This is a genomic window from Pseudomonas sp. ADPe, from assembly GCF_014843515.1.
In the GTDB taxonomy this organism is placed as follows: Bacteria; Pseudomonadota; Gammaproteobacteria; order Pseudomonadales; family Pseudomonadaceae; genus Pseudomonas; species Pseudomonas citronellolis.
In genome coordinates this window covers 5,716,564-5,740,479 of the sequence record NZ_CP062122.1, presented here as the reverse complement: position 1 = coordinate 5,740,479, position 23,916 = coordinate 5,716,564, and the positions used below count along the sequence as shown (strand labels likewise).

Here is a 23,916-nt window from a genome sequence, read left to right as displayed (position 1 = left end):
TGGCTCGAAAAGGAATTGTCCCAGTGCCATGTAATATCCAGCCCGGGCCATTCAATAGCGAACTCGGAAATTCCTTTTCAGCGATGGGCAGTATTAAAAATTCATCACCGGCAATAATTAGGATTATCCTGAACCAACCCAAGCCGATAAATTCCGATATGCCATCGGAAAATTCTTAACCCATTCTGAAAATCAAACTGTCGCCACATCGCCACGGATGAAAAATGGAAATAAAAAAGCGGGCTGCATAGGCCCGCTTTTTCCGAGTGGCTGGAGGTTGTTGGCCATCAGTCGAAGAAATGCTTCTCCAGGCAGCAGGCCAGCAGTTCCTGGTCCGTGGTCACGCCGAGACGGCGCTTGGCCGATGCCTTCTGCGCGCTGATGGTCTTGTCGCTGCGCCGCAGCAAGCGCGCTATTTCACACACGCGCAAGCCCGAGACGAACAGCCGCAACACCTCGTATTCCTTGACCGAGAGCGAGGTCAGGCGGCTGTGCAGGTCGCCGCCGTCCCCCGTGCAGGGGTTGAGCACCCGGCGACCCTTGCACAGGGCGTCCAGGGCCGACAGCAGCTGGGCCATGCCCGCATCCTTGCGCACCACGCCCTGCACCCCGAGCTCGCACAGGCGGTCCAGCACCAGGCGGTTGGACAGCATGGTGAAGACCAGGAACCTCACCTCGGGGAAGTTGCGCACCAGGTAGCCGATGAAGCGCACACCGTCCCCGTAGACTTCGTCCCCGGGCATGCTGAAGTCGATGATCGCGATATCGAAATGTTCCCGTCGCAATGCCTCGACCAACTCACCAGAAGTTCGCACCTCACATGCCACTTGATATTGCGGATGGCGCTCCAGAATCCCACGGACTCCCATCAATACGACTGCGTGATCATCCGCCAGAACGATCTTGATCTTTTTCAAGGAAACCTCACAAACGACGATAACTCGATACAACAGCAAACTTTCTCGGCTGCCTAATCTAATGGAAGCTCCTGAAAAACGGCACCTCAAAAGCGCCTATTCAATCAATATAAGAAAAATCCCACATGGCACCCAAGTACCAGTGGATGACGGAAAACAAGGCGGACCAAGGCCGACGCGCGGCTACGGGTTCGTTCAACAGGAACAGAGAGGTCGGCTATGCCGTAGGGAAAAATCAGACGAGCCCGAAGGCAAAAAGGGGGGAGGTGGAAGGCGTACACGGGGAATTGTGGCTAGGAAAAGCGCCCCCCGAAAATGGAGGTGGCCCCGCCAGCCACACCCCGGCACACGATGTCACCGCTGCGGCTGCTCCCTTCCGGGCCTGACCGGGTTCACGGCTGATCGTTGCGGGGGGACCGACAGGGCCACCATAACGAAGCCCGCCTAGGTGGCGGGCGGCGACATTGTACCGAGCCCAGCGCAAGTTACAAGCACTTCAAGCACTTACCGGTGAATTCCGCGATGGCATACACATAAATAGCATTTTGATATCACTTTGCTCCGCGACATGATGGCACACTGCCATGGCACTGGTGAGGTGGAGGGGAAGGACTCCCCCTCGGCGCTTCAGCCCTCAACGCTTTGGGAGAATTCCGATGATCAAGTCTGCTTTCGCTGTTCTGGCCCTGGGCCTGTCTCTCTCTTCCACTGCCTTCGCCAATGGCGGCACCATCAGCTTCAGCGGGCACGTCTACTCGCCGCCGTGCAAGATCATCGACTTCACCAGCCAGGCCAGCACGCAACAGGCACGCCTGGACCTGGCCGGCTGCGGCGAGACCTCGCGCCTGTCGTTCAGCGAACCGTCCGGGCAGGAAGCGGCCCGCCAACTGGCGGTGACCGACCTGGACGGCCGCAAGGTCGACCTCGGCGCCGAGAACGAGGCGCAGGACGGCGGCATGAACCTGGTGCTGCGCAACCTGGACGGCCGCAGCAACGGGCGGCCGCTGATGCTGAACATCACCTACCTCTGAGTTTCCCCTCCCCCACTCGCCCGGCGGCGTGGGGGATAGCCTCATTCGGCGCGGATCATGCCGCCGGGAATCGGCTGGGTGGAGACCTCCAGGTTCGGCCCCAGGTAGAGGTCGCTCTTCTCGAAGCCGGGCCGGCTGCTGAAGCTGGCGTACTTCTCCTGCCCGCGGTGGAAGGTGAAGGCCACGCGGTAGTCGCCGCCGCGCAGCAGGCGCAGCGGGAAGTTCAGCACGGCGCCCGGCTGGATTTCCCCGGAGAGGGTTTCCTCGCCGTTCTCCTTGAAGCTGTAGCTCGCCGGCGCGCTGGCGTTGGCGTCGTAGTGCAGCTGGATCTGCGGACGCTCGGTCCAGGCCACATAGAGGGCGAACAGCAGGACCAGGGCGATCAGCCCCGCGAGCCGCTGCTTTCTAGCCTTGTCCATCGCCGCCTCCGGTCAGTTGAGGCTGTCGGCCAGGGCCTTGGCCGGGACGAAGCGCACCACCTTCTTCGCCGCGATCTCGATGCTCTTGCCGGTCTGCGGGTTGCGCCCGGTGCGCGCGGCGCGCTCGCTGACCTTGAGCTTGCCGATGCCCGGCAGGGTCAGCTCGCCGTCGTTCTCCAGGCTGTCCTGGACGATCTGCGCCAGTTGCTCGAACACGCCACGCACCGAGGCCTGGGTCAGGTCGAGGGACTCGGCGATGTCGCGTACCAGTTGTTCCTTGGTCATTGCCATGTGTTGCTTCTCCGAATGGTCTTGGGAATGGGTTCAGGCGTTCAGGCCATGGTCGGCCAGCAGCTTCAGCAGCCCTTCTTCGTCCATGACGTCAACGCCGAGTTCCTGGGCCTTGGCCAGCTTGGAGCCGGCGCCGGGGCCGGCCACCACGCAATGGGTCTTGGCCGACACGGAGCCTGCGACCTTGGCGCCCAGGCTTTCCAGTTTCTCCTTGGCGACGTCGCGGCTCATGGCCTCCAGGGTGCCGGTGAGCACCCAGGTCTGCCCGGCCAGCGGCAGGCCCTCGGCCTGCTTCTTCTCGCTCGCCCAGTGCATGCCGAACTCGCGCAGTTGCTCCTCGATCTCACGGGTGCGCTTGGCATTGCCGGCGTCGTCGAAGAACTCGCGCAGGCTCTTGGCCGCGCGCTCGGGCAGGCGCTCGACCTGGCGCAGGTCGAGCCAGTCGGCGTGGATGATGCCTTCCAGCGAACCGAAGCGGCTGGCCAGCTTTTCCGCGCCGGTGGCGGCGATGAAGGGGATGTTGAGCTTGTCGATGAAGCCGGCCAGGGTGGCGCAGGCGGCGAACTCGGCAGCCACCTCGCCCTCCTCCTGCAACTGCACGCCGTGCTCGGCGTCGAGCAGTTCGGCGATCACCTTGCGGTTGTGCTCGTCGGCGAAGAAGTTGTGGATCTCGTAGGCCACCTCGGCGCCGACGTCCGGCAGGTAGGTCAGCACTTCCGGCAGGGCCTTCTGGATGCGCGCCAGCGAACCCAGGGCGCGGGCCAGCAGCTTGGCGGTCTCCTCGCCGACGTCGGGGATGCCCAGGGCGTAGACGAAGCGCGCCAGGCTCGGCCGGCGGCTGTCGGCGATGGATTTGAGCAGCTTGTTGCTGGAGACCTCGGCGAAGCCTTCCAGCTCGATCACCTGCTCGTAGGTCAGGCGGTAGAGGTCGGCCGGCGACTTGACCAGGCCCTTGTCCACCAGTTGCTCGACGATCTTGTCGCCGAGGCCGTCGATGTCCATGGCCCGGCGCGAAACGAAGTGGATGATCGACTGCTTGAGCTGCGCCTGGCAGAACAGGCGGCCGACGCAGCGGTAGATGGCGCCTTCGCTGACCGACTCGCGGCCCTTGGCGCGCTTGACCAGTTGCGTGCGCTCGACCTGCGAGCCGCACACCGGGCAGGTCTCGGGGATGTGCACCGGGCGCGCGTCGGCCGGGCGGCGCTCGACGACCACCTGCATCACCTGCGGGATCACGTCGCCGGCGCGGCGGATGATCACGGTGTCGCCGATCATCAGGCCCAGGCGCGCCACTTCGTCCATGTTGTGCAGGGTGGCGTTGGACACGGTGACGCCGGCCACCTGCACCGGCTTCAGGCGCGCCACCGGGGTCACGGCGCCGGTGCGGCCGACCTGGAATTCCACGTCGAGCAGTTCGGTGAGTTCCTCGCGGGCCGGGAACTTGTGGGCGATGGCCCAGCGCGGCTCGCGGGCGCGGAAGCCCAGTTCGCGCTGGAAGTCGATGCGGTTGACCTTGAACACCACGCCGTCGATCTCGTAGGCCAGACTGTCGCGGCGCTCGCCGATGTCGGCGTAGTAGTCCTGGCAGCCCTTCACCCCGCGGGCCAGCTTCAGCTCGCGGCTGACCGGGATGCCCCAGGCCTTGAAGGCTTCGAGGATGCCGATCTGGGTGTCCGGCAGGCTGCCGCCCTCGACGCGGCCGAAGCCGTAGGCGCACAACTCCAGCGGGCGGCTGGCGGTGATCTTCGGGTCGAGCTGGCGCAGGCTGCCGGCCGCGGCGTTGCGCGGGTTGGCGAAGGTCTTGGCGCCGGCTTCCATCTGCCGGGCGTTGAGCGCCTCGAAGCCGGCCTTGGACATGAACACCTCGCCGCGCACTTCCAGCACTGCCGGCCAGCCCTCGCCGTGCAGGCGCAGGGGGATGTTGCGCACGGTACGCACGTTGGCGCTGATGTCCTCGCCGGTGCTGCCGTCGCCGCGGGTAGCGCCGCGGGTCAGCCGGCCGTTCTCGTACAGCAGGCTGACCGCCAGGCCGTCGAGCTTGGGCTCGCAGCTGTAGTCCACCTCGGCGCCGCCGCCGAGCAGGTCGCCGCCCGGCAGCAGGTCGGCCAGGCCTTCGCGCACGCGGCGGTCGAAGTCCAGCAGGTCCTGTTCCTCGAAGGCGTTGCCCAGGCTGAGCATGGGGATTTCGTGGCGGATTTCGCCGAAGGCCGAGGCGGCGGCCCCGCCCACGCGCTGGGTCGGCGATTCGGGGGTGACCAGGTCGGGGTGCTCGGCCTCCAGTTCCTTCAGTTCGCGGAACAGGCGGTCGTACTCGGCGTCCGGCACGCTGGGCTCGTCGAGCACGTAGTAGCGGTAGTTGTGCGCGTCCAGCTCGCTGCGGAGCTGGGCGATGCGTTGGGCGGCGGTCTGGGTGGTCATAGAAGAAGCCATAAGCGAAAGGCTGGAAGCTGGAAGCTAGAAGCTAGAAGCTGAAAGCCAAAAAGCAAAGCCGGAAGGACAGGGGTCGCTTCCGGCTTCGGGCTTTAGGCTTCCAGCTTATCTTTTCTGCGTCAGCGCGCGGCGTTCGAACTCGATGATGCGCTGGCGGTAATGCTCGATGGTCTGCGCGGTCATCACGCTGCGCTGCTCGTCCTTCAGCTCGCCGTTGAGCTCGTGGGCCAGCTTGCGGGCGGCGGCGACCATCACGTCGAAGGCCTGCTTCGGATGGCGCGGGCCCGGCAGGCCGAGGAAGAAGCTCACCGCGCGGGTGCTGAACTGGTCGATGTTGTCCAGGTCGAAGGTGCCCGGCTTGACCGCGTTGGCCATGGAGAACAGCACTTCGCCGTTGCCGGCCATGCTCTCGTGGCGGTGGAAGATGTCCATGTCGCCGAAGCGCAGGCCGCTCTCGAGGATGTTCTGCAGCAGGGCCGGGCCCTTGAAGCCACCCTCGTCGCGGCAGATCACGTTGATGATCAGCACCTCTTCCACCGGAGCCGGAGCGGGAGCGGCGGCGGGCGCCGGGCGCTCCTTGTCCTTTTCCTTATCCTTCCTGCGTTCCTTGCCGCGGGATTTTTCCTTGGGCGCCTCGGCCAGGGGGTCGGGGAAGTCTTCCTCGTCCAGCGGGCCGAGCAGGTTGGGCGCCGGGTCGTCCAGGGCCAGATCGCCCTGGCGCGGCTCGCCACGGCGCTTGCCGCGGGCCGGGTCCTTGGCGCTGACCTTGGGCAGGTCGTGCTCGTCCAGCGAAGGTTCGTGGTGCTCGACCACCCGCGAGGGGCCCAGCACCTCGGCGCTGCCGCCGTCGTCATCGTCGTCCAGTTGGTTGGCGAAGTGGCGGTCCAGCTTGAACTTCAGCTTGCCCTTTCCGCCCCGCATGCGCCGCCAGCCATCGAACAGAATGCCGGCGATCACGATAAGCCCAATGACGATCAGCCATTCGCGCAGACCGATATCCATCTAATCCCAGTGCCCCTGATAAAAATGATGATGAAAAAGGGATGTCCTATCCCGGTAAAACGCGAACCTCGAGTTGTATGTTCGCGTGTAACAAAGTGGGCATTAAGCTAGCATGCCCGACACAACTTTTACACCGTCTGCGGCTGTTGTCCGCAGCAATAATCGCAACTTTTCCCGAGCCCGCCCAAGATCAGGCTTACCCCAATCGAATCAAGGGGTTAGGCATATCCCCCAGTACAGCACAAGTCAGCGCCCGGCGCTGGCGAATACTGTACGAAATTTGTCCAGGAGGCACTTCGTCAGGCTTCCGCCAGTGCCACGGCTTCTTCCACGTCGACCGCCACCAGGCGCGAACATCCCGGTTCGTGCATGGTCACGCCCATCAACTGGTCGGCCATTTCCATGGCGATCTTGTTGTGGGTGATATAGATGAACTGCACTTTCTCGGACATTTCCTTGACCAGGCGGGCATAACGCCCGACGTTGGCGTCGTCCAGCGGCGCATCGACCTCGTCGAGCATGCAGAACGGCGCCGGGTTGAGCTGGAAGATGGCGAACACCAGGGCCAGCGCGGTCAGCGCCTTCTCGCCGCCGGACAGCAGGTGGATGGTGCTGTTCTTCTTGCCCGGCGGGCGCGCCATGATCGCCACCCCTGTATCGAGTAGATCTTCGCCGGTAAGTTCCAGGTAGGCGTGACCGCCGCCGAACACCTTGGGGAACAATGCCTGAAGGCCAGCATTGATCTGGTCGAAGGTTTCCTTGAAGCGGTTGCGGGTTTCCTTGTCGATCTTGCGGATGACGTTTTCCAGGGTGTCCAGGGCTTCCACCAGGTCGTCGTTCTGCTCGTCCAGGTAGCGCTTGCGCTGGGATTGCTGCTGGTATTCGTCGATGGCCGCGAGGTTGATCGCGCCCAGGCGCTGGATGCGCCCGGCCAGTTCCTCCAGGCGGTTTTCCCAGACCTTCTCGGCGGCGTCGTGGGGCAAGGTGCCGAGCACCGTGTGCAGGTCGTAGCCGTCCTCGCCGAGCTGCTCCTGCAGCGCCTTGCGACGAACGGTCAGGGCCTGCCACTCCATGCGCTGCTGCTCCAGCTGGCCGCGCAGCAGCTGCGACTGCTGCTCGGCCTGGGTGCGGCGCTTCTCGGCGTCGCGCAGCTGGCGGTCGGCGTCTTCCAGGGTCAGGCGCGCGGTCTTGAGTTCCTCTTCCACGCCCATGCGCCGCTCCAGCAGCTCTTCCAGGCGCATGCGCAGTTCTTCCAGGGGCGCGGCGCCCTCCTCCAGGTTGAGGCTGAGCTGCTCGCAGCGCTCGACCAGGCGCACGGCCTGCACGTCGAGGCGCTCCAGGGCCTGGCGGGTGGATTCGTGCTGGGCCTTGAGCGAGCCGACGCGCACCGCCAACTGGTGGGCGTGGTCCTTGTGCTGGCGGGCTTCCTGGCGGATGCGGTCGAGGCGTTCGCGCAGTTCGTCGCGCTCGGCCAGCAGCGCCTCGCGGCGGCCGGTGTCCTCGGCCATGGCGTCCAGCGCCACCTGCAGGTGCAGGCGCGCCTCGCCCAGCTGTTCCTGCTCCAGGGCGCGCTGTTCGGCCAGTTCGGCCAGTTCCTCGTCGAGGCGGCGGCGACGCAGGGTCAGCTGTTCGACCTTGGCCTGCTGGGCCGAGAGCGCGGCCTTCAGCTCGCCGTGGCGGCGGCCCTCCTCCTGGATGCGCCGGCGCAGTTGCTCGCGGCCGTCCTCGGCCTGGCGCTGGGCCTGGCGCTGGGCTTCCAGCTGTTCTTCCAGGGCGGCCAGGCGTTCTTCCAGTTCTTCGCGTTCGGCGTACAGCCGTTCCAGCTCCTGGCCGCGGGCCAGCACGCCGGATTCGGCGGAATCGCCGCGGCGCACGCGCAGGAAATGCTTGCCGACCCAGTAGCCGTCGCGGCTGACCAGGCTCTGCCCGGCGCCCAGCGAGGCGCGCAGTTCCAGGGCCTGCTCCAGGCTTTCCACCGGGCGCACCCCGGCCAGCCAGGGCGACAGGTCGTGATCGGTGCTGACCATGTCCAGCAGGCTGCCGGCGGCACTGGCGGCGCCGCGCGGCAGGTCGAGCAGGCGCAGCTCGCCCTTTTCCAGGCCGGCATAGGGCAGCCCGGCGAAATCGTCCAGCAACACGGCGTGCAGGTCGGCGCCGAGCACGGTTTCCACCGCCAGCTCCCAGCCCGGCTCCACGCGCAGGCCCTCGGCCAGGCGCGGGCGCTGCTCCAGGCCCTGCTCGCGCAGCCAGTCGGCGGCGCCGGCGCCCGGATCCAGGGCGGCCTGCTGCAGGGCCTCCAGGGAGGCGATGCGGCCGTTCAGGCGCTGCAGTTCGCCCTGGGCCTGGTGCTGCGCGGCGTTGCCGTCCTGCAGGCCCTGGCGCACCTGTTCCAGGCGCTCGACCAGTTCCAGTTCCTCGGCCTGCAGTTCTTCCAGCTGCAGCTCGACGGCGGCCAGCTGTTCGCTCAATTCGAGGATGGCCGCGCCTTCCGGGTCGGCGGCCAGCTGCGCGCGCTCTTCGCTCAGGCGGCGTTCGCGCTCGCCCTGGCGCTCCAGGCTGTGTTCCAGGTGCTGGATGCTCGACTGCTGCACCTCGGCCTCGCGGCGCGGCTCGGCGCTGCGCTGGTTGAAGGCGTCCCAGCGCTGCTGCCAGTCGTGCATGCCGGCCTCGGATTCCTCCAGCAGGGCGCTGGCTTCCTCGGCGGCGGCGGCGCTGGTTTCCTGCTCGGGCGCGAGCATTTCCAGCTCCTCGGCCAGGGTCGCCAGCAGGGTGCGGTCGTGGCCCAGGTGCGATTCGGTTTCCTGGCGGGTGCGCTCGGCCTCGCGCAGGTCGTCCTGCAACTGGCGCATGCGCTGCTGGCCGTGCTGGATGCTCTGCTCGACGCGGGCGATGTCGCCGCCCACCGAGTAGAAGCGGCCCTGCACCTGGTTGAAGCGCTCGGACAGTTCGTGGTGGCCATCGCGCAGGCGCTCGATGCTGGCATCGGCGCTGCGCTGCTCGGCCACCAGGGCCTCGAAGGCCACTTCCTGGTCGCCGATCACCCGTTCCTTCTGCCCCACCTGCTCGTTCAGCTCGCGCCACTTCAGGGCGCCCAGCTGGGCCTTGAGCTGGCGCTCCTCGGCCTTGTATTCCTGGTATTTCTCCGCCGACTGGGCCTGGCGGTGCAGGCGTTCGAGCTGGCGCTCCAGTTCCTCGCGCAGGTCGGTCAGGCGCGCCAGGTTCTCCTGGGTGCGGCGGATGCGGTTCTCGGTCTCGCGGCGGCGCTCCTTGTACTTGGAGATGCCGGCGGCTTCCTCGATGAAGTTGCGCAGATCCTCCGGCTTGGCCTCGATCAGCTTGGAGATCATGCCCTGCTCGATGATCGAGTAGCTGCGCGGGCCCAGGCCGGTGCCGAGGAAGATGTCGGTGATGTCGCGGCGCCGGCACTTGGTGCCGTTGAGGAAGTAGGTGTTCTGGCCGTCGCGGGTGACGCGGCGGCGGATGGAAATCTCGGCGTAGGCGGCGTATTCGCCCACCAGGGTGCCGTCGCTGTTGTCGAAGATCAGCTCGATGGACGCCTGGGTCACCGGCTTGCGCGTATTCGAGCCGTTGAAGATGACATCGGTCATCGACTCGCCGCGCAGGTTCTTCGCCGAGCTTTCGCCCATCACCCAGCGCACGGCGTCGATGATGTTGGACTTGCCGCAGCCGTTGGGGCCGACCACGGCGGCCATGTTGCTCGGGAAGCTGACGGTGGTGGGGTCGACGAAGGACTTGAAGCCCGCCAGCTTGATGCATTTGAGGCGCATGCCGCTCTCCTCAGCGTTCGGCCAGGGCAGCCAGCACCAGCTGGCTGTTGTGGCGGCCGTAGTCCAGAAGCACCTCGCGGATGACCGCCTCGTCGCGGTCGATCACCGCCTGCAGCAGGCGGGCGAAGCTGTCGAGGAACTGGCTCATCTCGCTTTTGCGCCGTTCCAGGGCCAGGTGATAGGTGCGGCTGATGGCCGGCAGCAGGTTCTCCACCGTCTCCTGCAGGTAGGGGTTGGCGGCGAAGGGGAAGGCCGCGCGCATGATGTCGAAGCTGGACTCGACGAAGGCGTCGATGTCGCCGCGCTGCAGGCTTTCCAGCAGGCGCTGCTGGATGGCCAGGAACGGCTGCAGGTCGCCCTCCTCGCGCCAGGTCCGCGCCACCGCGCTGGCGAGCATGATGTACAGCTCCATGACCAGGCCGTAGAGGCTTTCCACGTGGCTGGCGGACAGCTCCGAGACCTGCGCGCCGCGGCGCGGCAGTATCACCACCAGGTGGCGGCGTTCGAGGATCAGCAGCGCCTCGCGCACCGAGCCGCGGCTGACGTTCAGGGCCTGGGTGACCTTCTGCTCCTGGATGCGTTCGCGTTCCTTGAGCTCGCCCCGGATGATGCGTTCGGCGAGGTGGTGGGCAATCTGCTCAGCCAGGCTGTCCGGGGCCTTGAACGTCATGGGTGTCCTTATCGCTGGAGGGCTGATGGAATGGGGCTTGCGGCCGCGAAGTGTAACACAGGGTGTTACCCGGCAACGCCCCGGTCAAGGGGCTCGACTGAACGAAGGTTGGTGCGTACGAAGAAAGGATTGGGCGCAGGATTGTCTGACAATCCTACAACGAGAATCGCGCCATGTTCGCCTTCCTTCCCCCTGCCTGGATGCTGCGCCTGAAGAAGGCCGGCTACTGGATCTGGCTGGTGCCGGTGTTCGGCATTCCGCTGAGCTACTGGTGGTCCTACGGCAGCGACCACCCCAACGCCTGGGCCTGGTTCGTCATCGCCGTGGTGTTCCTGGTCATCCCCGTGCTCGACGCCATCGTCGGCCGCGACCCGGCCAACCCCGACGAGGCCAGTGAAGTGCCAGTACTGGAGCGCGAGGGCTACTACCGCTTCCTCAGCCTGATGACCGTGCCGCTGCTGCTGGGCATGCTGGTCTACGGCGGCTGGGTGATCACCCACTACCAGGCATGGAACTGGGTGGGCAAGCTGGGCTGGATCCTCTCAGTGGGCACGGTGATGGGCGCCATCGGCATCACCGTGTCCCACGAGCTGATCCACAAGGACCCGCAGCTGGAGCAGCGCGCCGGCGGCCTGCTGCTGGCGGCGGTGTGCTATGCCGGGTTCAAGGTGGAGCACGTGCGCGGCCACCACGTGCACGTTTCCACCCCGGAGGACGCCTCCTCCTCGCGCTACGACCAGAGCCTGTACGCCTTCCTGCCCCACGCCTACAAGCACAACTTCCTCAACGCCTGGCGCCTGGAGGCCCAGCGCCTGAAGCGCAAGGGCCTGCCGGCGCTGCACTGGCGCAACGAGCTGATCTGGTGGTACGCCGTCAGCGCCCTCTTCCTGCTCGGTTTCAGCCTCGCCTTCGGCTGGCTCGGCGCGGTGTATTTCCTCGGCCAGGCGGCCATGGCCTTCACCCTGCTGGAGATCGTCAACTACGTCGAGCACTACGGCCTGCACCGCCGGCGCCTGGACGACGGCCGCTACGAGCGCACCTCCCACGAGCATTCGTGGAACAGCAACTTCCTGCTGACCAACCTGTTCCTCTTCCACCTGCAGCGCCACTCCGACCACCACGCCTACGCCAAGCGCCGCTACCAGGTGCTGCGCCACTACGACGACAGCCCGCAGCTACCCAACGGCTACGCCGGAATGATCGTCCTGGCGCTGTTCCCGCCGCTGTGGCGTGCGGTGATGAACCCCCGCGTGCGCGCCTACTACGCCGGCGAGGAATACCAGCTGAGCGATACCCAGCGCGCCTGAGCCCACCGAGTTCCACGCCTTTGCGGCAGCCACGTACCCCCGGCTGCCGTTTTTTTTGCGCCGCCGGGAGCGTAGGGCGCATAACGCCTACGGCGTTATCCGCCGTTTGTCCTCGGCTCCCGGCGGCTCCGGGGCTGATCTTGGCGTTGGCTCTGGCCCCGGTGTATCGGCGGATAACCGCGAACGGTTATTCGCCCTACGTTACTGCGATGCATCAGCCATGGCGTACCCATGTAGGAGCGGGCCCTGCGCGCGAATCGCGGGCAGGGCCCGCTCCTACACCTGCCGGTAAACACAACGCCCCGCTCCTACGAAAAAGCGCCTTGCCGGAAATAGCTGACCGAAAGATCAGAATTTTTGTTGACTTAAAAGTCAGCTTTTCCTAGATTCACCTCCATCGCGCCCCGCCCAACAACAAGAAAGCCTGGAGGCATGCCTTGATCAGGTTCCTGCTCAATCGCGAGCTGCGTGTCGAAGACCGCCTCGACCCGAATCTCACCGTGCTCAACTACCTGCGCCAGCACCTGGGCAAGACCGGCACCAAGGAGGGCTGCGCCTCCGGCGACTGCGGCGCCTGCACCGTGGTGGTGGGCGAGCTGGTCGGCGCCGAAGGCGCCGAGCGCATCCGCTACCGCACCCTCAACTCCTGCCTGACCTTCGTTTCCGCCCTGCACGGCAAGCAATTGATCGTGGTCGACGACCTCAAGCACCGCGGCGAACTGCACGGCGTGCAGCAGGCCATGGTGGATTGCCACGGCTCGCAGTGCGGCTTCTGCACCCCCGGCTTCGTCATGTCGCTGTTCGCCCTGCAGAAGAACAGCGCCGGCGAAACGCCCGAAGAACGTAAGGCCGAGGCCTACGAGGCGCTGGCCGGCAACCTGTGCCGCTGCACCGGCTACCGGCCGATCCTCGACGCCGCCGAGCAGTCCTGCTGCCAGAAGCGCCCGGACCAGTTCGATGCCGCCCAGGAGCAGACCATCGCCCAGCTCAAGGCCATCGCCCCGCGCGAGACCGCCGAGCTGAACAGCGGCGACAAGCGCTGCCTGCTGCCGCTGACCATCGCCGACCTGGCCGACCTCTACAGCGCCAACCCGCAGGCGCGCCTGCTGGCCGGCGGCACCGACCTGGCCCTGGAAGTCACCCAGTTCCACCGCGAGCTGCCGGTGATGATCTACGTCGGCCACGTCGAGGAGATGAAACGCGTCGAAGTCCTCGCCGACCGCATCGAGCTGGGCGCCGCCGCGCCGCTGACCGACTGCTATGCGGCCCTGGCCCACGACTACCCGGACTTCGGCGAGCTGCTGCACCGCTTCGCCTCGCTGCAGATCCGCAACCAGGGCACCCTCGGCGGCAACATCGGCAACGCCTCGCCCATCGGCGACTCGCCGCCGCTGCTGATCGCCCTGGGCGCGCGCATCGTGCTGCGCAAGGGCGAGAGCAGCCGCGAACTGCCCATCGAGGACTACTTCATCGACTACAAGGTCACCGCGCGCCAGGAAGGCGAGTTCATCGAGAAGGTCATAGTCCCGCGCCCGCAGGCCAACCAGGCGTTCCGCGCCTACAAGGTGTCCAAGCGCCTGGACGACGATATCTCGGCGGTCTGCGCGGCCTTCAGCATCAGCGTCGAGGACTGCCGCATCAGCGCCGTGCGCAGCGGCTTCGGCGGCATGGCGGCGATCCCCAAGCGCGCACGCGCCTGCGAGGCGGCGCTGCTCGGCCAGCCGTTCAACGCCGCCACCTTCGAACGCGCGGCCATCGCCCTGGGCGAGGACTTCACCCCGCTCTCGGACTTCCGCGCCAGCAAGGAATACCGCCTGCTCACCGCGCAGAACCTGCTGCGCAAATGCTTCCTCGAACTGGAAGCGCCCCAGGCCGTGACTCGGGTGACCGCATATGCATAAGCACAACAAGACCCAGGAAGAACTCCAGGCGCTGTTCCGCGCCGACCTGACCACCGGCGTGGGCCGCAGCGTCAAGCACGAAAGCGCGCCCAAGCACGTCAGCGGCGAGGCGATCTACATCGACGACCGCCTGGAATTCCCCAACCAGCTACACGTCTACGCCCGCATGAGCGACCGCGCCCACGCGCGCATCACCCGGCTGGACGTCAGCCCCTGCTACGACTTCCCCGGGGTGGCCATCGCCATCACCAAGGACGACGTGCCCGGCCAGTTGGACATCGGCCCTGTGGTGGCCGGCGACCCGCTGCTGGCCGACGGCAAGGTCGAGTACGTCGGCCAGATGGTCATCGCGGTGGCAGCCGACAGCCTGGAAACCGCGCGCAAGGCGGCCATGGCGGCGATCATCGAGTACGAGGACCTGGAGCCGGTGCTCGACGTGGTCGAGGCGCTGCGCAAGAAGCACTTCGTACTGGACAGCCACACCCACAGGATCGGCGATTCCGCCACCCAGCTGGCCAGCGCGCCGCACCGCATCCAGGGCACCCTGCACATCGGCGGCCAGGAGCACTTCTACCTGGAGACGCAGATTTCCTCGGTGATGCCCAGCGAGGACGGCGGCGTCATCGTCTACACCTCCACGCAGAACCCCACCGAGGTGCAGAAGCTGGTGGCCGAGGTGCTGGGCATCTCCTTCAACAAGGTGGTGATCGACATGCGCCGCATGGGCGGCGGCTTCGGCGGCAAGGAAACCCAGGCCGCGGCGCCGGCCTGCCTGTGCGCGGTGATCGCGCGCCTGACCGGGCGCCCGGCGAAGATGCGCCTGCCGCGCGTCGAAGACATGCAGATGACCGGCAAGCGCCACCCCTTCTACGTCGAGTACGACGTGGGCTTCGACGACGACGGCCTGCTGCACGGCATCCACATGGACCTGGCCGGCAACTGCGGCTACTCGCCGGACCTCTCCGGCTCCATCGTCGACCGCGCCATGTTCCACTCCGACAACGCCTACTTCCTCGGCAACGCCACCATCAACGGCCACCGCTGCAAGACCAACACCGCGTCGAACACCGCCTACCGCGGCTTCGGCGGCCCGCAGGGGATGGTCGCCATCGAGGAAGTGATGGACGCGGTGGCGCGCCACCTGGGCAAGGACCCGCTGGAAGTGCGCAAGCGCAACTACTACGGCAAGGACGAGCGCAACATCACCCACTATCACCAGCAGGTCGAGCACAACCTGCTGCAGGAGATGACCGCCGAGCTGGAGGCCAGCGCCGAGTACGCCAAGCGCCGCGCCGAGATCCGCGCGTTCAACGCCGCCAGCCCGATCCTCAAGAAGGGCCTGGCGCTGACCCCGGTGAAGTTCGGCATCAGCTTCACCGCCACCTTCCTCAACCAGGCCGGCGCGCTGATCCACATCTACACTGACGGCAGCATCCACCTGAACCACGGCGGCACCGAGATGGGCCAGGGCCTGAACACCAAGGTGGCGCAGGTGGTGGCGGAAGTCTTCCAGGTCGACATCGACCGCGTGCAGATCACCGCGACCAACACCGACAAGGTGCCGAACACCTCGCCCACTGCGGCCTCCAGCGGCGCCGACCTCAACGGCAAGGCCGCGCAGAACGCCGCCGAGACCATCAGGCAGCGCCTGGTGGAATTCGCCGCGCGGCACTGGAAGGTCACCGAGGAAGACGTCGAGTTCCGCAACAACCAGGTGCGCATCCGCGACCTGATCGTGCCCTTCGAGGAGCTGATCCAGCAGGCCTACTTCGGCCAGGTGTCGCTGTCCTCCACCGGCTTCTACCGCACGCCGAAGATCTACTACGACCGCGACAAGGCCGCCGGCCGGCCGTTCTACTACTACGCCTTCGGCGTGTCCTGCTCGGAAGTGCTGGTGGACACCCTCACCGGCGAGTACCGCATGCTGCGCACCGACATCCTCCACGACGTCGGCGACTCGCTGAACCCGGCCATCGACATCGGCCAGGTGGAAGGCGGCTTCGTCCAGGGCATGGGCTGGCTGACCATGGAAGAGCTGGTGTGGAATGCCAAGGGCAAACTCGTGACCTGCGGCCCGGCCAGCTACAAGATCCCGGCCATCGCCGACATGCCGCTGGACCTGCGGGTGAAGCTGGTGGAGAACCGCAAGAACCCCGAGCAGACGGTATTCCACTCCAAGGCCGTGGGCGAGCCGCCGTTCATGCTCGGCATCTCGGTGTTCTGCGCCATCAAGGACGCGGTGGCGAGCCTGGCCGACTACCGCGTGCAGCCGCAGATCGACGCGCCGGCGACGCCGGAGCGGGTGCTCTGGGGGGTGGAGCAGATGCGCAGGTTGAAAGCCGCGCAGGCCGAGACCACCCAAACCCAAGCCGAACCAGCGTAACCCTGTAGGAGCGAGCTTGCTCGCGAACAACCCAACCACCCTTCGCGAGCAAGCTCGCTCCTACGAAGAGCCATCTACCGAGGTAGACGTCATGAACTGGATCAGCGCCCTCGCCGACCTGCAGCAACGCGGAGAAGCCGCCGTGCTGGTGACCATCATCGAGGAGCTCGGCTCCACGCCGCGCAACGCCGGCTCGAAGATGGTGGTCAGCGCCGACAGGCTGTTCGACACCATCGGCGGCGGCCACCTGGAGTTCAAGGCCCTGCAGATCGCCCGCGAGATGCTCCGGCAGCGCACCCGGCAGCCGCGCCTGGAGCGCTTCAGCCTGGGCGCCAGCCTCGGCCAGTGCTGCGGCGGCGCCACCGTGCTGCTGTTCGAGCCGATGGGCCAGCCCCAGGCGCACATAGCGGTGTTCGGCGCCGGCCACGTCGGCCGCGCGCTGGTGCCGCTGCTGGCCAGCCTGCCGTGCAAGGTGCGCTGGATCGACTCGCGGGAAGCCGAGTTTCCGGAAAGCATCCCGGCCGGCGTCGAGAAAGTGCTGAATGACGAAGTGCTCGATGAGGTCGAGAATATGCCGGCGGGCGGCTACTACATCGTCATGACCCACAACCACGCCCTGGACCTGGAGCTGACCGCGGCGATACTCAAACGCGACGACTTCGGCTACTTCGGCCTGATCGGCTCGGACACCAAGCGCGCCAAGTTCGAACACCGCCTGCGCGACCGCGGCTTCGCCAGCGAGAGCGTGCAACGCATGCGCTGCCCCATGGGCATCGCCGAGGTGAAGGGCAAGCTGCCGGTGGAGATCGCCGTGTCCATCGCCGGCGAAGTGATAGCCACCTACAACGCCGCCTTCGGCCAGGAAAAGGCCAGCGGCGAACACTCGGTGGCCAAACTCCTGCCCAGCAGCCGCCGCGCCCGTACCGCCGAAAACGGCAGGTAACCGACATTCGTAGGATGGGTTGAGCGAAGCGATACCCATCGATTCCCAGATCGAGAGAACGACATGACCAGCAAAGCCTACCGCACCAGCATCCTGCACAGCGTCGCCGACCCCGCCGAAGTGGGCGTCGACAAATCCTACCAGTACTTCGAAGACGGCATCCTGCTGGTGGAGGACGGCAAGGTCGCCCGCCTCGGCCACGCCGCCGAGCTGCTGCCGCAACTGGGCGGCGTGGAAGTGGTGGAATACCGCGACGCGCTGATCACCCCCGGCTTCATCGACACCCACATCCACTACCCGCAGACCGGCATGATCGCCTCCTACGGCGAGCAGCTGCTGGACTGGCTGAACACCTACACCTTCCCCACCGAGAAGCAGTTCGCCGACCCGGCCCACGCCGCCGACGTCGCCGGCATCTTCCTCAAGGAGCTGCTGCGCAACGGCACCACCACCGCCCTGGTGTTCGGCAGCGTGCACCCGCAGTCGGTGGACGCGCTGTTCGGCGCTGCCGAGAAGCTCGACCTGCGGCTGATCGCCGGCAAGGTGATGATGGACCGCAACGCCCCGGACTACCTGACCGACACCGCCGAAAGCAGCTACCGCGACAGCAAGGCGCTGATCGAGCGCTGGCACGGCAAGGGCCGCCTGCTCTACGCGGTGACCCCGCGCTTCGCTCCCACAAGCACCCCCGAACAGCTGGACGCCGCCGGCCGCCTGCTCAAGGAGCACCCGGGCGTGTACCTGCACACCCACCTGTCGGAGAACCGCAAGGAAATCGAGTGGGTGAAGGAACTCTTCCCCGAGCGCAGCGGCTACCTGGACGTCTACGACCACCACGGCCTGCTCGGCGCGCGCTCGGTGTTCGCCCACGGCGTGCACCTGTGCGACGGCGAATGCCAGCGCCTGGCCGAGACCGGCTCGGCGGTGGCCTTCTGCCCCACCTCGAACCTGTTCCTCGGCAGCGGCCTGTTCGACCTGGCGAAGCTGGAGAAGCACAAGGTCAAGGTCGGCCTGGGCACCGACGTCGGCGCCGGCACCAGCTTCTCCCAGCTGCAGTCGCTGAACGAGGCCTACAAGGTGATGCAGCTGCAGGGCATCAAACTCGACCCGTTCAAGTCGCTGTACCTGGCCACCCTCGGCGGCGCCCGCGCGCTGGAGCTGCAGGACAAGGTCGGCAGCTTCGCCCGGGGCAACGAGGCGGACTTCGTGGTGCTGGACTACAAGGCCACCCCGCTGCTGGACTACCGCCTGCGGCAGGCGAAGAGCCTGGAGGAAAGACTCTTCGCCCTGATCATCCTCGGCGACGACCGCACGGTCCGCGAAACCTTCGCCCACGGCCGCTCGGTGCACCAGCGCGGCTGACGCTTACGGTCACCCCGGCCGGGCCCTCGCTCAGGACCGCCGGCCGGTGTGGCCGCTTTTCATTTCCCGGGAGGACGGGGTCGAACCGTAGGGCGCATAACGCCTACGGCGTTATCCGCCGTTTGGCCTTGGTTCCCGGCGGCTCCCGGGTTGGCCTGGGCGTTGGCTGTGGCCCCGGTGTATCGACGGATAACCACGAACGGTTATTCGCCCTACGTCAAGGTCGGGCCTGGCGTAGGGCGCATAACGCCTACGGCGTTATCCGCCGTTTAGCCTTGGTTCCCGGCGGCTCCGTGGTTGGCCTGGGCGTTGGCTGTGGCCCTGGTGTATCGGCGGATAACCGCGAACGGTTATTCGCCCTACGTCAAGGTCGGGCCTGGCGTAGGGCGCATAACGCCTACGGCGTTATCCGCCGTTTGGCCTTGGTCCCGGCGGCTCCGGGGTTGACCTGGGCGTTGGCTGTGGCCCCGGTGTATCGGCGGATAACCGCGAACGGTTATTCGCCCTACGCTTGTCGGGGGCTTCTGGGCGATGCGAGAGCACCCTCTCCCCAGCCCTCTCCCGCAAGCGGGAGAGGGGGCTTGTCCTCTGCCAGCTGAAATAACGGAGTACTCCTGTAATTACCGGCTGGCGCTTGACTATCGCCCAACGCCGAACAGTCCCCTCTCCCTTCAGGGAGAGGGTTAGGGAGAGGGAACGGAGTCAATCCTAAGCACAGCAGCCCCCGGGAAACTCCATTCGCGAGCAAGCTCGCTCCTACAAAAAAGCACGCCCTAGCGCGAAGCCTTCCTCCGCAAAGCCGCCGGGCTGAACTCCGCCACGTCCGGCGCGGGCTTGCTGAAGTCGGCGGTGCCCGGCTCCTCGTTGTCCAGCCACTGCACGCTGTAGCGCCGCGATTGCAGGTCGTGGAAGGTGTCCAGCGCGGTCCAGACCATGGGCTGTTCGTAGAAGTTCTTCAGGTAGGCCATCGACACCCGCCACAGCTCGCCGCGGCCGTCGTACTGGTCGACCACCGCCGCGCCCCAGCTGTCCTCGTCGAGGTACAGGGTGCGCTTGCTGTAGATGTGCCGCGCGCCGGGCTTGAGCTTGCCTTCCACCACCCACACCCGGTGCAGCTCGTAGCGGGTGTATTTCGGGTTGATGTGGCCGGGGGTGAGCAGGTCCTTGTACTTCACCTCGGGGCTGGTGACCCGGTAGTTGTTGTAGGGAATGTAGATTTCCTTCTTGCCCACCAGCGTCCAGTTGTAGCGGTCCGGGGCGCCGTTATACATGTCGGTGTCGTCGGCGGTGCGCAGGCCGTCGGAGTCCTCGATCGGGGTGTCGTAGGCCAGCGTCGGGGCGCGCCGCACGCGGCGCTGGCCGGGGCTGTAGCCCCAGGCCTGGCGCGGCTCCTTGACCTGGTCGAGGGTCTCCTGCACCAGCGCGCCCTCGCCCGCCAGGCGCGCCGGCGCGGTGGTGAAGGTCATGTAGTAGAACAGGGTGTTGCCCAACTGCTCGAAGCTGCCTTTCGGATCGTAGAAGCGGAACAGCGCGGCGTCCTGGCTGGTCACCAGCGAGTAGGCGCCGTTGCGCTGCACGCCGGTCTGCGCCGAGCGCCGCTCGATGTAGCTGCCGCGGTAGCGGGCGATGTGGTTCCACAACGCTTCCAGGCCGCTCTGCGGGATCGGGAAGGGAATGCCGCCGTAGGCGTCGGCGAAGCCGTTGCCGCCTTCCACCAGCTTGCCGCTGGTGGCGTTGCGGAAGGTGTTGTCGTACACCCACTGCGGCGCCGCGCCGCTGCGGCGGGTCTGGTAGACCGGCATCTGGAAGCTGTCCGGGTAGGTATTGAACAGGGCGATCTGGCCGGGGGTCAGGTTCGCCTTGTACTGCTCCAGGTTGGCCTTGGTAATGGTGAATTGCGGCTTGTCGCCGGCGAAGGGGTCGACGTGGTGGCTGCCCGGGCCCTTGTAGCCGGCCGGGGCCTGGGTCAGGCCGCCGCTCCAGGCGGGGATGCTGCCGGCGGCGTTGCCGGCCTTCTCGGCGCCCAGCGGCGTCAGGCTGCTCTTGAGCTGTGCGGCCTGGTCGGCGCTCACCGCCGCGCGGGCGTCGGTCGCCACCAGGGCCGCCAGGGCCAGCAGCGCGATCATGGGTTTCTTGGCGATCATGCGAGTCTCCATCACCTGGCTGATCAGAACGAGTACTTGGCGCTGATCGAGACGTTGTCCCGGTCACGCATGGAGTTGTTCACCCCGGCGCCGTAGTAGTTGGTGTACTGCATGCCCACCTGGAAAGTGTTCAGGTAGGTGGCGTCGGCGCCCAGGGTGTAGGCCTTGCGCCCTTCGATGAAGTTGCCGGTGCGGTCGGAGTTGCCCTTGAAGTCGTCCTGGTAGACCACGTAGGGGCTGAGCTTCACGCCGGCGAACACGTCGTTCCAGGTGCCGCTGAGCAGCAGGGTGTAGCCGTAGCTGTCGCGGCTGATCTGGTCGCCGTCGTCGGAACCGCCGACATAGGACTTGTCCTGGGCGCCGACGAAGCGGCGCTTGCTGCCGTCCCAGGCGGTGTACTCCAGGCTGCTGCCGCGGATGAACTCGCCGGCCAGCTCGGCCACGCCCACCACCGAGTCGAAGGTCATGTGCGGGCCGAAGTTGTAGATGCCGGTCAGCGAGGCGTTGTAGGTCTCGGCGCGCTCGTAGTTCTGGAACAACGAGCCGCGGCACAGCTGCTTGCCGGACACCGCCGCGCAGGCCTGGTCGGCAGGGGTGTTGGCGTCGTAGAGGTTGGTCAGGCCGAGCACGCCCTGGGTCAGCAGGTCGCCGAGCAGGTCGTTGGTGGCCGCGATGCTGATCGGCATGTTCGGCCGGTAGGCCAGCTCGCCGGCCACCGAGGCGTCGCCCAGGGTGGTGTTGAAGCTGAAGCCGTACATGCGGATGTCTTCGACGTAGTCGCGGCGCGCCTGGGCGTTGCTGGCCAGGTCCAGGGTGGCCAGGCCGGGCACCGCCTCGCCCAGGCCCAGCGGGCCGAGCACGCCGTTGAGGGCGGCGATGTCGGCGCCCTGGTAGCTGCGCAGGTCCACCGCCACCTGGGGTTCCTTGGCGTGGTAGTTGACGAAGTACAGGCCGAACTCGGTGGAGTTCAGTTGCTCGGCGATATAGCGGAAGGCCACGCCGTATTCGCCGCTGTCGCGGGCATCGAGGTCCTTGCCGATGCTGGCGACCTTGAAGGTGCCGGTGTTGGGGTTGAGGTAGGCGTTCGGGCCGGCCGGGCCGTTGCCCAGCAGGCCGAGCCCGGCCACCAGCGGGTAGCCGGCCAGCAGTTGCTTGAACTCCGGGCTGTCTTCGGTGGTGTAGGCGACGTCGCCGCCGTCGGCGAACAGGTCGGTGTCGGCGAAGTAGGTGCCCACCGGGTCCAGGCGCGTCTCCTTCCACTTCCACTGGTAGTAGCTTTCCATCGACAGGTTGTCGGTCAGCCCCAGGTTGAAGCTCAGCGCCTCCACCGGCACCAGCACTTCCTTGAGCTCCGAGCCCGGCAGGTGGAAGCGCGAGGCGTCCACCGGGTTGATGGTGTTGATGCCGCCGCGGTAGAAGGTGCTCTCGCCCCAGTTCAGCACCTGGCGGCCGACGCGGCCGGTGAGCGGGTGCTCGGCGACGTCCCAGTCGCCGGAGAGGTAGGCGTCGAGCAACTCGGCCTTGCGCCCGGCGATGTGGCGGGTGTCCTGGGTGAAGCGGTCGTCGTCGGGATAGGACTGGCTGGGGCGCTCGACGCCGTCGGTGGTGCTCAGGTAGTCGTTGCGCTTGTCCATGATCTGCGTGTCGTAGTAGGCGGTGCCACGCATGAACAGGCCGTAGTTCCGGTACTTGGCCGAGAGGTCCGAGGTGAGCTTGAACACCTGGGAGACCAGGCCCTTGTCGAAGTTGCGGTTGCCGTCGTCGGTGTTGATGTCGTCTATGTTCTCGGTGCCGCGGCCCTGCACACGCCACATGGCACCATAGGACAGGGTGCTGTCCAGGGAGCCGGTGACCTGGTTGTCGGCGAAGCTGAATTCGACGGCCTGGACACTGCCCGCCACCAGCAACGGCAGCAGCCCCATGAGCGCGCCGGCGCGCCTGGGCGCCCAGAACGACGGGTTGCCCCAACCCCTTTCGATGCACGTACGACGGTTCATCGAAGCATTACCTCCATGACGGCCAAGATTTATCGCCCCGGGCATTGCGTCCGGCGCTGTTCTTATTCGTTTCTCGGCTGCTGGCCAGCCTGTTAGCGGCTCAGCAGTAGCACTCCTCGGATGGCGCTTGCCGGCGCCGGCTGGCTCCTCTGGCGAATCCCCTGCACGCGGAATCTGGCACGATAGTGCAAGCAAGGTAACAAACTGTTTCCCCACTTGCCAACCCGAAAGCATGAACGCCCATCGCACGAAAGCGCGATCCAGACGGATTGGACTTCAGGCAGCGAAGGCTCCGCAATGACAGGTCGCGCCACTGCGACTCACAAATCTGACCGTCGGCCCGGCGGCGGCAGGCAGCCGGCGAAGGAAACGAGCCGGCCCGCGGCGAAGCACGGCGGTGCGGCGGCGAGCGGCTATCCTATTGGCCATAGCCTTCCGGAAGCCTCGCCATGACCGCCGCCCCTTTCGCCATCCGCCCCCACGCCGACGACGTGGAGGGCATGCCCATCCTGCGCGCCCTGCCCTCCGCGCAGTTCCGCAGCATCGGCCCCTTCGTGTTCTTCGACCACATGCTGGCCACCGACTTCGCGCCGGGCCGGGGCATGAACATCAACCAGCACCCGCACATCGGCCTGTCCACCCTCACCTACCTGTTCGAGGGCCAGGTGCAGCACAAGGACAGCCTGGGTTCGGACCAGTTGGTGCTGCCCGGCGACGTCAGCTGGATGACCGCCGGGCGCGGCGTCGCCCACGTCGAGCGCACCCCGCGGGCGCTGCGCGAAAGCGGCTCGCGCCTGCACGGCCTGCAGCTCTGGCTGGCCCTGCCGCGGGCCGAGGAAGGCCGCGAGCCCAGCTACAGTCATCACCCGCTGGCCAGCCTGCCGCAGAGCGAGAGCCTGGGCGTGCGCATCCGCCTGATCGCCGGCAGCGGCTTCTGCCTGGTCTCGCCGGTGCCGGTGCTGTCGCCGACGCTGTACGCCGACATCGAGATGGTCGCCGGCAGCACCCTGACGTTGTCGCCTGAACATCCGCAAAGGGCGCTCTATCTATTGGAAGGCGAGGCGCTGCTCGACGACGATCCCGCGCCGCTGCGCCAGCTGCTGGTCCTGCCCGAGGGCGCAAGCCCGGTGCTGAGCGCCTGCGCCGACTGCCGCGCGGTGCTGATCGGCGGCGAGCCGCTGGACGGCGCGCGGCGGATGAACTGGAACTTCGTCGCCAGCGACCCCGCGCTGATCGACGAGGCCCGCCGGCGCTGGGCCGCCGGCGACTGGCCGACGGTCCCCGGCGAGCGCGAGCGCATCGAGCTGCCGCGCTGAGCCGCGGCCCTCCCC

16 protein-coding genes and 1 other RNA gene are annotated in these 23,916 nt (G+C 66.7%); 7 read left to right on the top strand and 10 right to left on the bottom strand.

From position 1 onward, the window contains the following. Positions 1-287 precede the first annotated feature (287 nt). Both IG194_RS26135 and ffs read right to left on the bottom strand, forming a co-directional pair. Complete coding sequence (locus IG194_RS26135) at positions 288-917, bottom strand: response regulator (protein ID WP_009619421.1); 630 nt, start codon at positions 915-917, stop codon at positions 288-290. A gap of 325 nt (positions 918-1,242) precedes the next feature. After that, an RNA gene (gene ffs / locus IG194_RS26130) (signal recognition particle sRNA small type) lies at positions 1,243-1,339 on the bottom strand. A gap of 234 nt (positions 1,340-1,573) precedes the next feature. On the opposite strand from ffs, the gene IG194_RS26125 reads away from it, so the two are divergent. After that, entirely contained in the window at positions 1,574-1,948 is a 375-nt protein-coding gene (locus IG194_RS26125; RefSeq protein WP_058489176.1) for a hypothetical protein, read from the top strand. Positions 1,949-1,989: 41 nt separating this feature from the next. Here IG194_RS26125 and IG194_RS26120 read toward each other — a convergent pair whose 3' ends face one another. The 6 genes from IG194_RS26120 to IG194_RS26095 all read right to left on the bottom strand — a co-directional run bounded on the left by IG194_RS26120 (position 1,990) and on the right by IG194_RS26095 (position 10,548). Beyond that, positions 1,990-2,367 (bottom strand): cbb3-type cytochrome c oxidase subunit 3, encoded by a 378-nt coding sequence (locus IG194_RS26120; protein ID WP_058489175.1) that lies wholly within the window; start codon positions 2,365-2,367, stop codon positions 1,990-1,992. 12 nt (positions 2,368-2,379) lie between these two features. Then, complete coding sequence (locus IG194_RS26115) at positions 2,380-2,658, bottom strand: HU family DNA-binding protein (protein WP_009619418.1); 279 nt, start codon at positions 2,656-2,658, stop codon at positions 2,380-2,382. A gap of 33 nt (positions 2,659-2,691) precedes the next feature. Then, positions 2,692-5,076, bottom strand: a complete 2,385-nt coding sequence (gene ligA, locus IG194_RS26110) for an NAD-dependent DNA ligase LigA (RefSeq protein ID WP_009619416.1) — start codon at positions 5,074-5,076, stop codon at positions 2,692-2,694. Between the two features lie 117 nt (positions 5,077-5,193). Continuing rightward, on the bottom strand, positions 5,194-6,090 hold the full coding sequence (zipA, locus tag IG194_RS26105) for a cell division protein ZipA (protein ID WP_043266692.1): 897 nt from the start codon (positions 6,088-6,090) through the stop codon (positions 5,194-5,196). A 299-nt stretch (positions 6,091-6,389) separates the two neighbouring features. Next, the gene (gene smc, locus IG194_RS26100) at positions 6,390-9,878 is read right to left on the bottom strand and encodes a chromosome segregation protein SMC (RefSeq protein WP_058489174.1); all 3,489 of its coding nucleotides are present in this window, start codon (positions 9,876-9,878) and stop codon (positions 6,390-6,392) included. 10 nt (positions 9,879-9,888) lie between these two features. Further along, the gene (locus tag IG194_RS26095) at positions 9,889-10,548 is read right to left on the bottom strand and encodes a GntR family transcriptional regulator (protein WP_043266695.1); all 660 of its coding nucleotides are present in this window, start codon (positions 10,546-10,548) and stop codon (positions 9,889-9,891) included. Positions 10,549-10,721: 173 nt separating this feature from the next. Between IG194_RS26095 and IG194_RS26090 the strand changes: the two genes are divergently transcribed. The 5 genes from IG194_RS26090 to guaD all read left to right on the top strand — a co-directional run bounded on the left by IG194_RS26090 (position 10,722) and on the right by guaD (position 18,444). Beyond that, positions 10,722-11,855 (top strand): alkane 1-monooxygenase, encoded by a 1,134-nt coding sequence (locus IG194_RS26090; RefSeq protein ID WP_058489173.1) that lies wholly within the window; start codon positions 10,722-10,724, stop codon positions 11,853-11,855. Between the two features lie 437 nt (positions 11,856-12,292). Continuing rightward, positions 12,293-13,756, top strand: a complete 1,464-nt coding sequence (xdhA, locus tag IG194_RS26085; protein WP_058489172.1) for a xanthine dehydrogenase small subunit — start codon at positions 12,293-12,295, stop codon at positions 13,754-13,756. Next, complete coding sequence (xdhB, locus tag IG194_RS26080) at positions 13,749-16,139, top strand: xanthine dehydrogenase molybdopterin binding subunit (RefSeq protein ID WP_058489171.1); 2,391 nt, start codon at positions 13,749-13,751, stop codon at positions 16,137-16,139. The genes xdhA and xdhB overlap by 8 nt, the downstream gene beginning before the upstream one ends. 91 nt (positions 16,140-16,230) lie before the next feature. Further along, positions 16,231-17,082: a xanthine dehydrogenase accessory protein XdhC gene (gene xdhC / locus IG194_RS26075; protein ID WP_058489170.1), complete on the top strand. Its 852-nt coding sequence runs from the start codon at positions 16,231-16,233 to the stop codon at positions 17,080-17,082. Between the two features lie 63 nt (positions 17,083-17,145). Continuing rightward, positions 17,146-18,444, top strand: a complete 1,299-nt coding sequence (gene guaD / locus IG194_RS26070; RefSeq protein WP_058489169.1) for a guanine deaminase — start codon at positions 17,146-17,148, stop codon at positions 18,442-18,444. Between the two features lie 773 nt (positions 18,445-19,217). Here the strand turns inward: guaD and IG194_RS26065 are convergent. Continuing rightward, positions 19,218-20,588 (bottom strand): DUF1329 domain-containing protein, encoded by a 1,371-nt coding sequence (locus IG194_RS26065; RefSeq protein ID WP_043266710.1) that lies wholly within the window; start codon positions 20,586-20,588, stop codon positions 19,218-19,220. A 23-nt stretch (positions 20,589-20,611) separates the two neighbouring features. Beyond that, entirely contained in the window at positions 20,612-22,585 is a 1,974-nt protein-coding gene (locus IG194_RS26060) for a DUF1302 domain-containing protein (RefSeq protein WP_058489168.1), read from the bottom strand. A 449-nt stretch (positions 22,586-23,034) separates the two neighbouring features. Between IG194_RS26060 and IG194_RS26055 the strand changes: the two genes are divergently transcribed. Continuing rightward, positions 23,035-23,901, top strand: coding sequence for a pirin family protein (locus IG194_RS26055; RefSeq protein WP_058489167.1), 867 nt, complete (start codon positions 23,035-23,037; stop codon positions 23,899-23,901). Positions 23,902-23,916 lie beyond the last annotated feature (15 nt).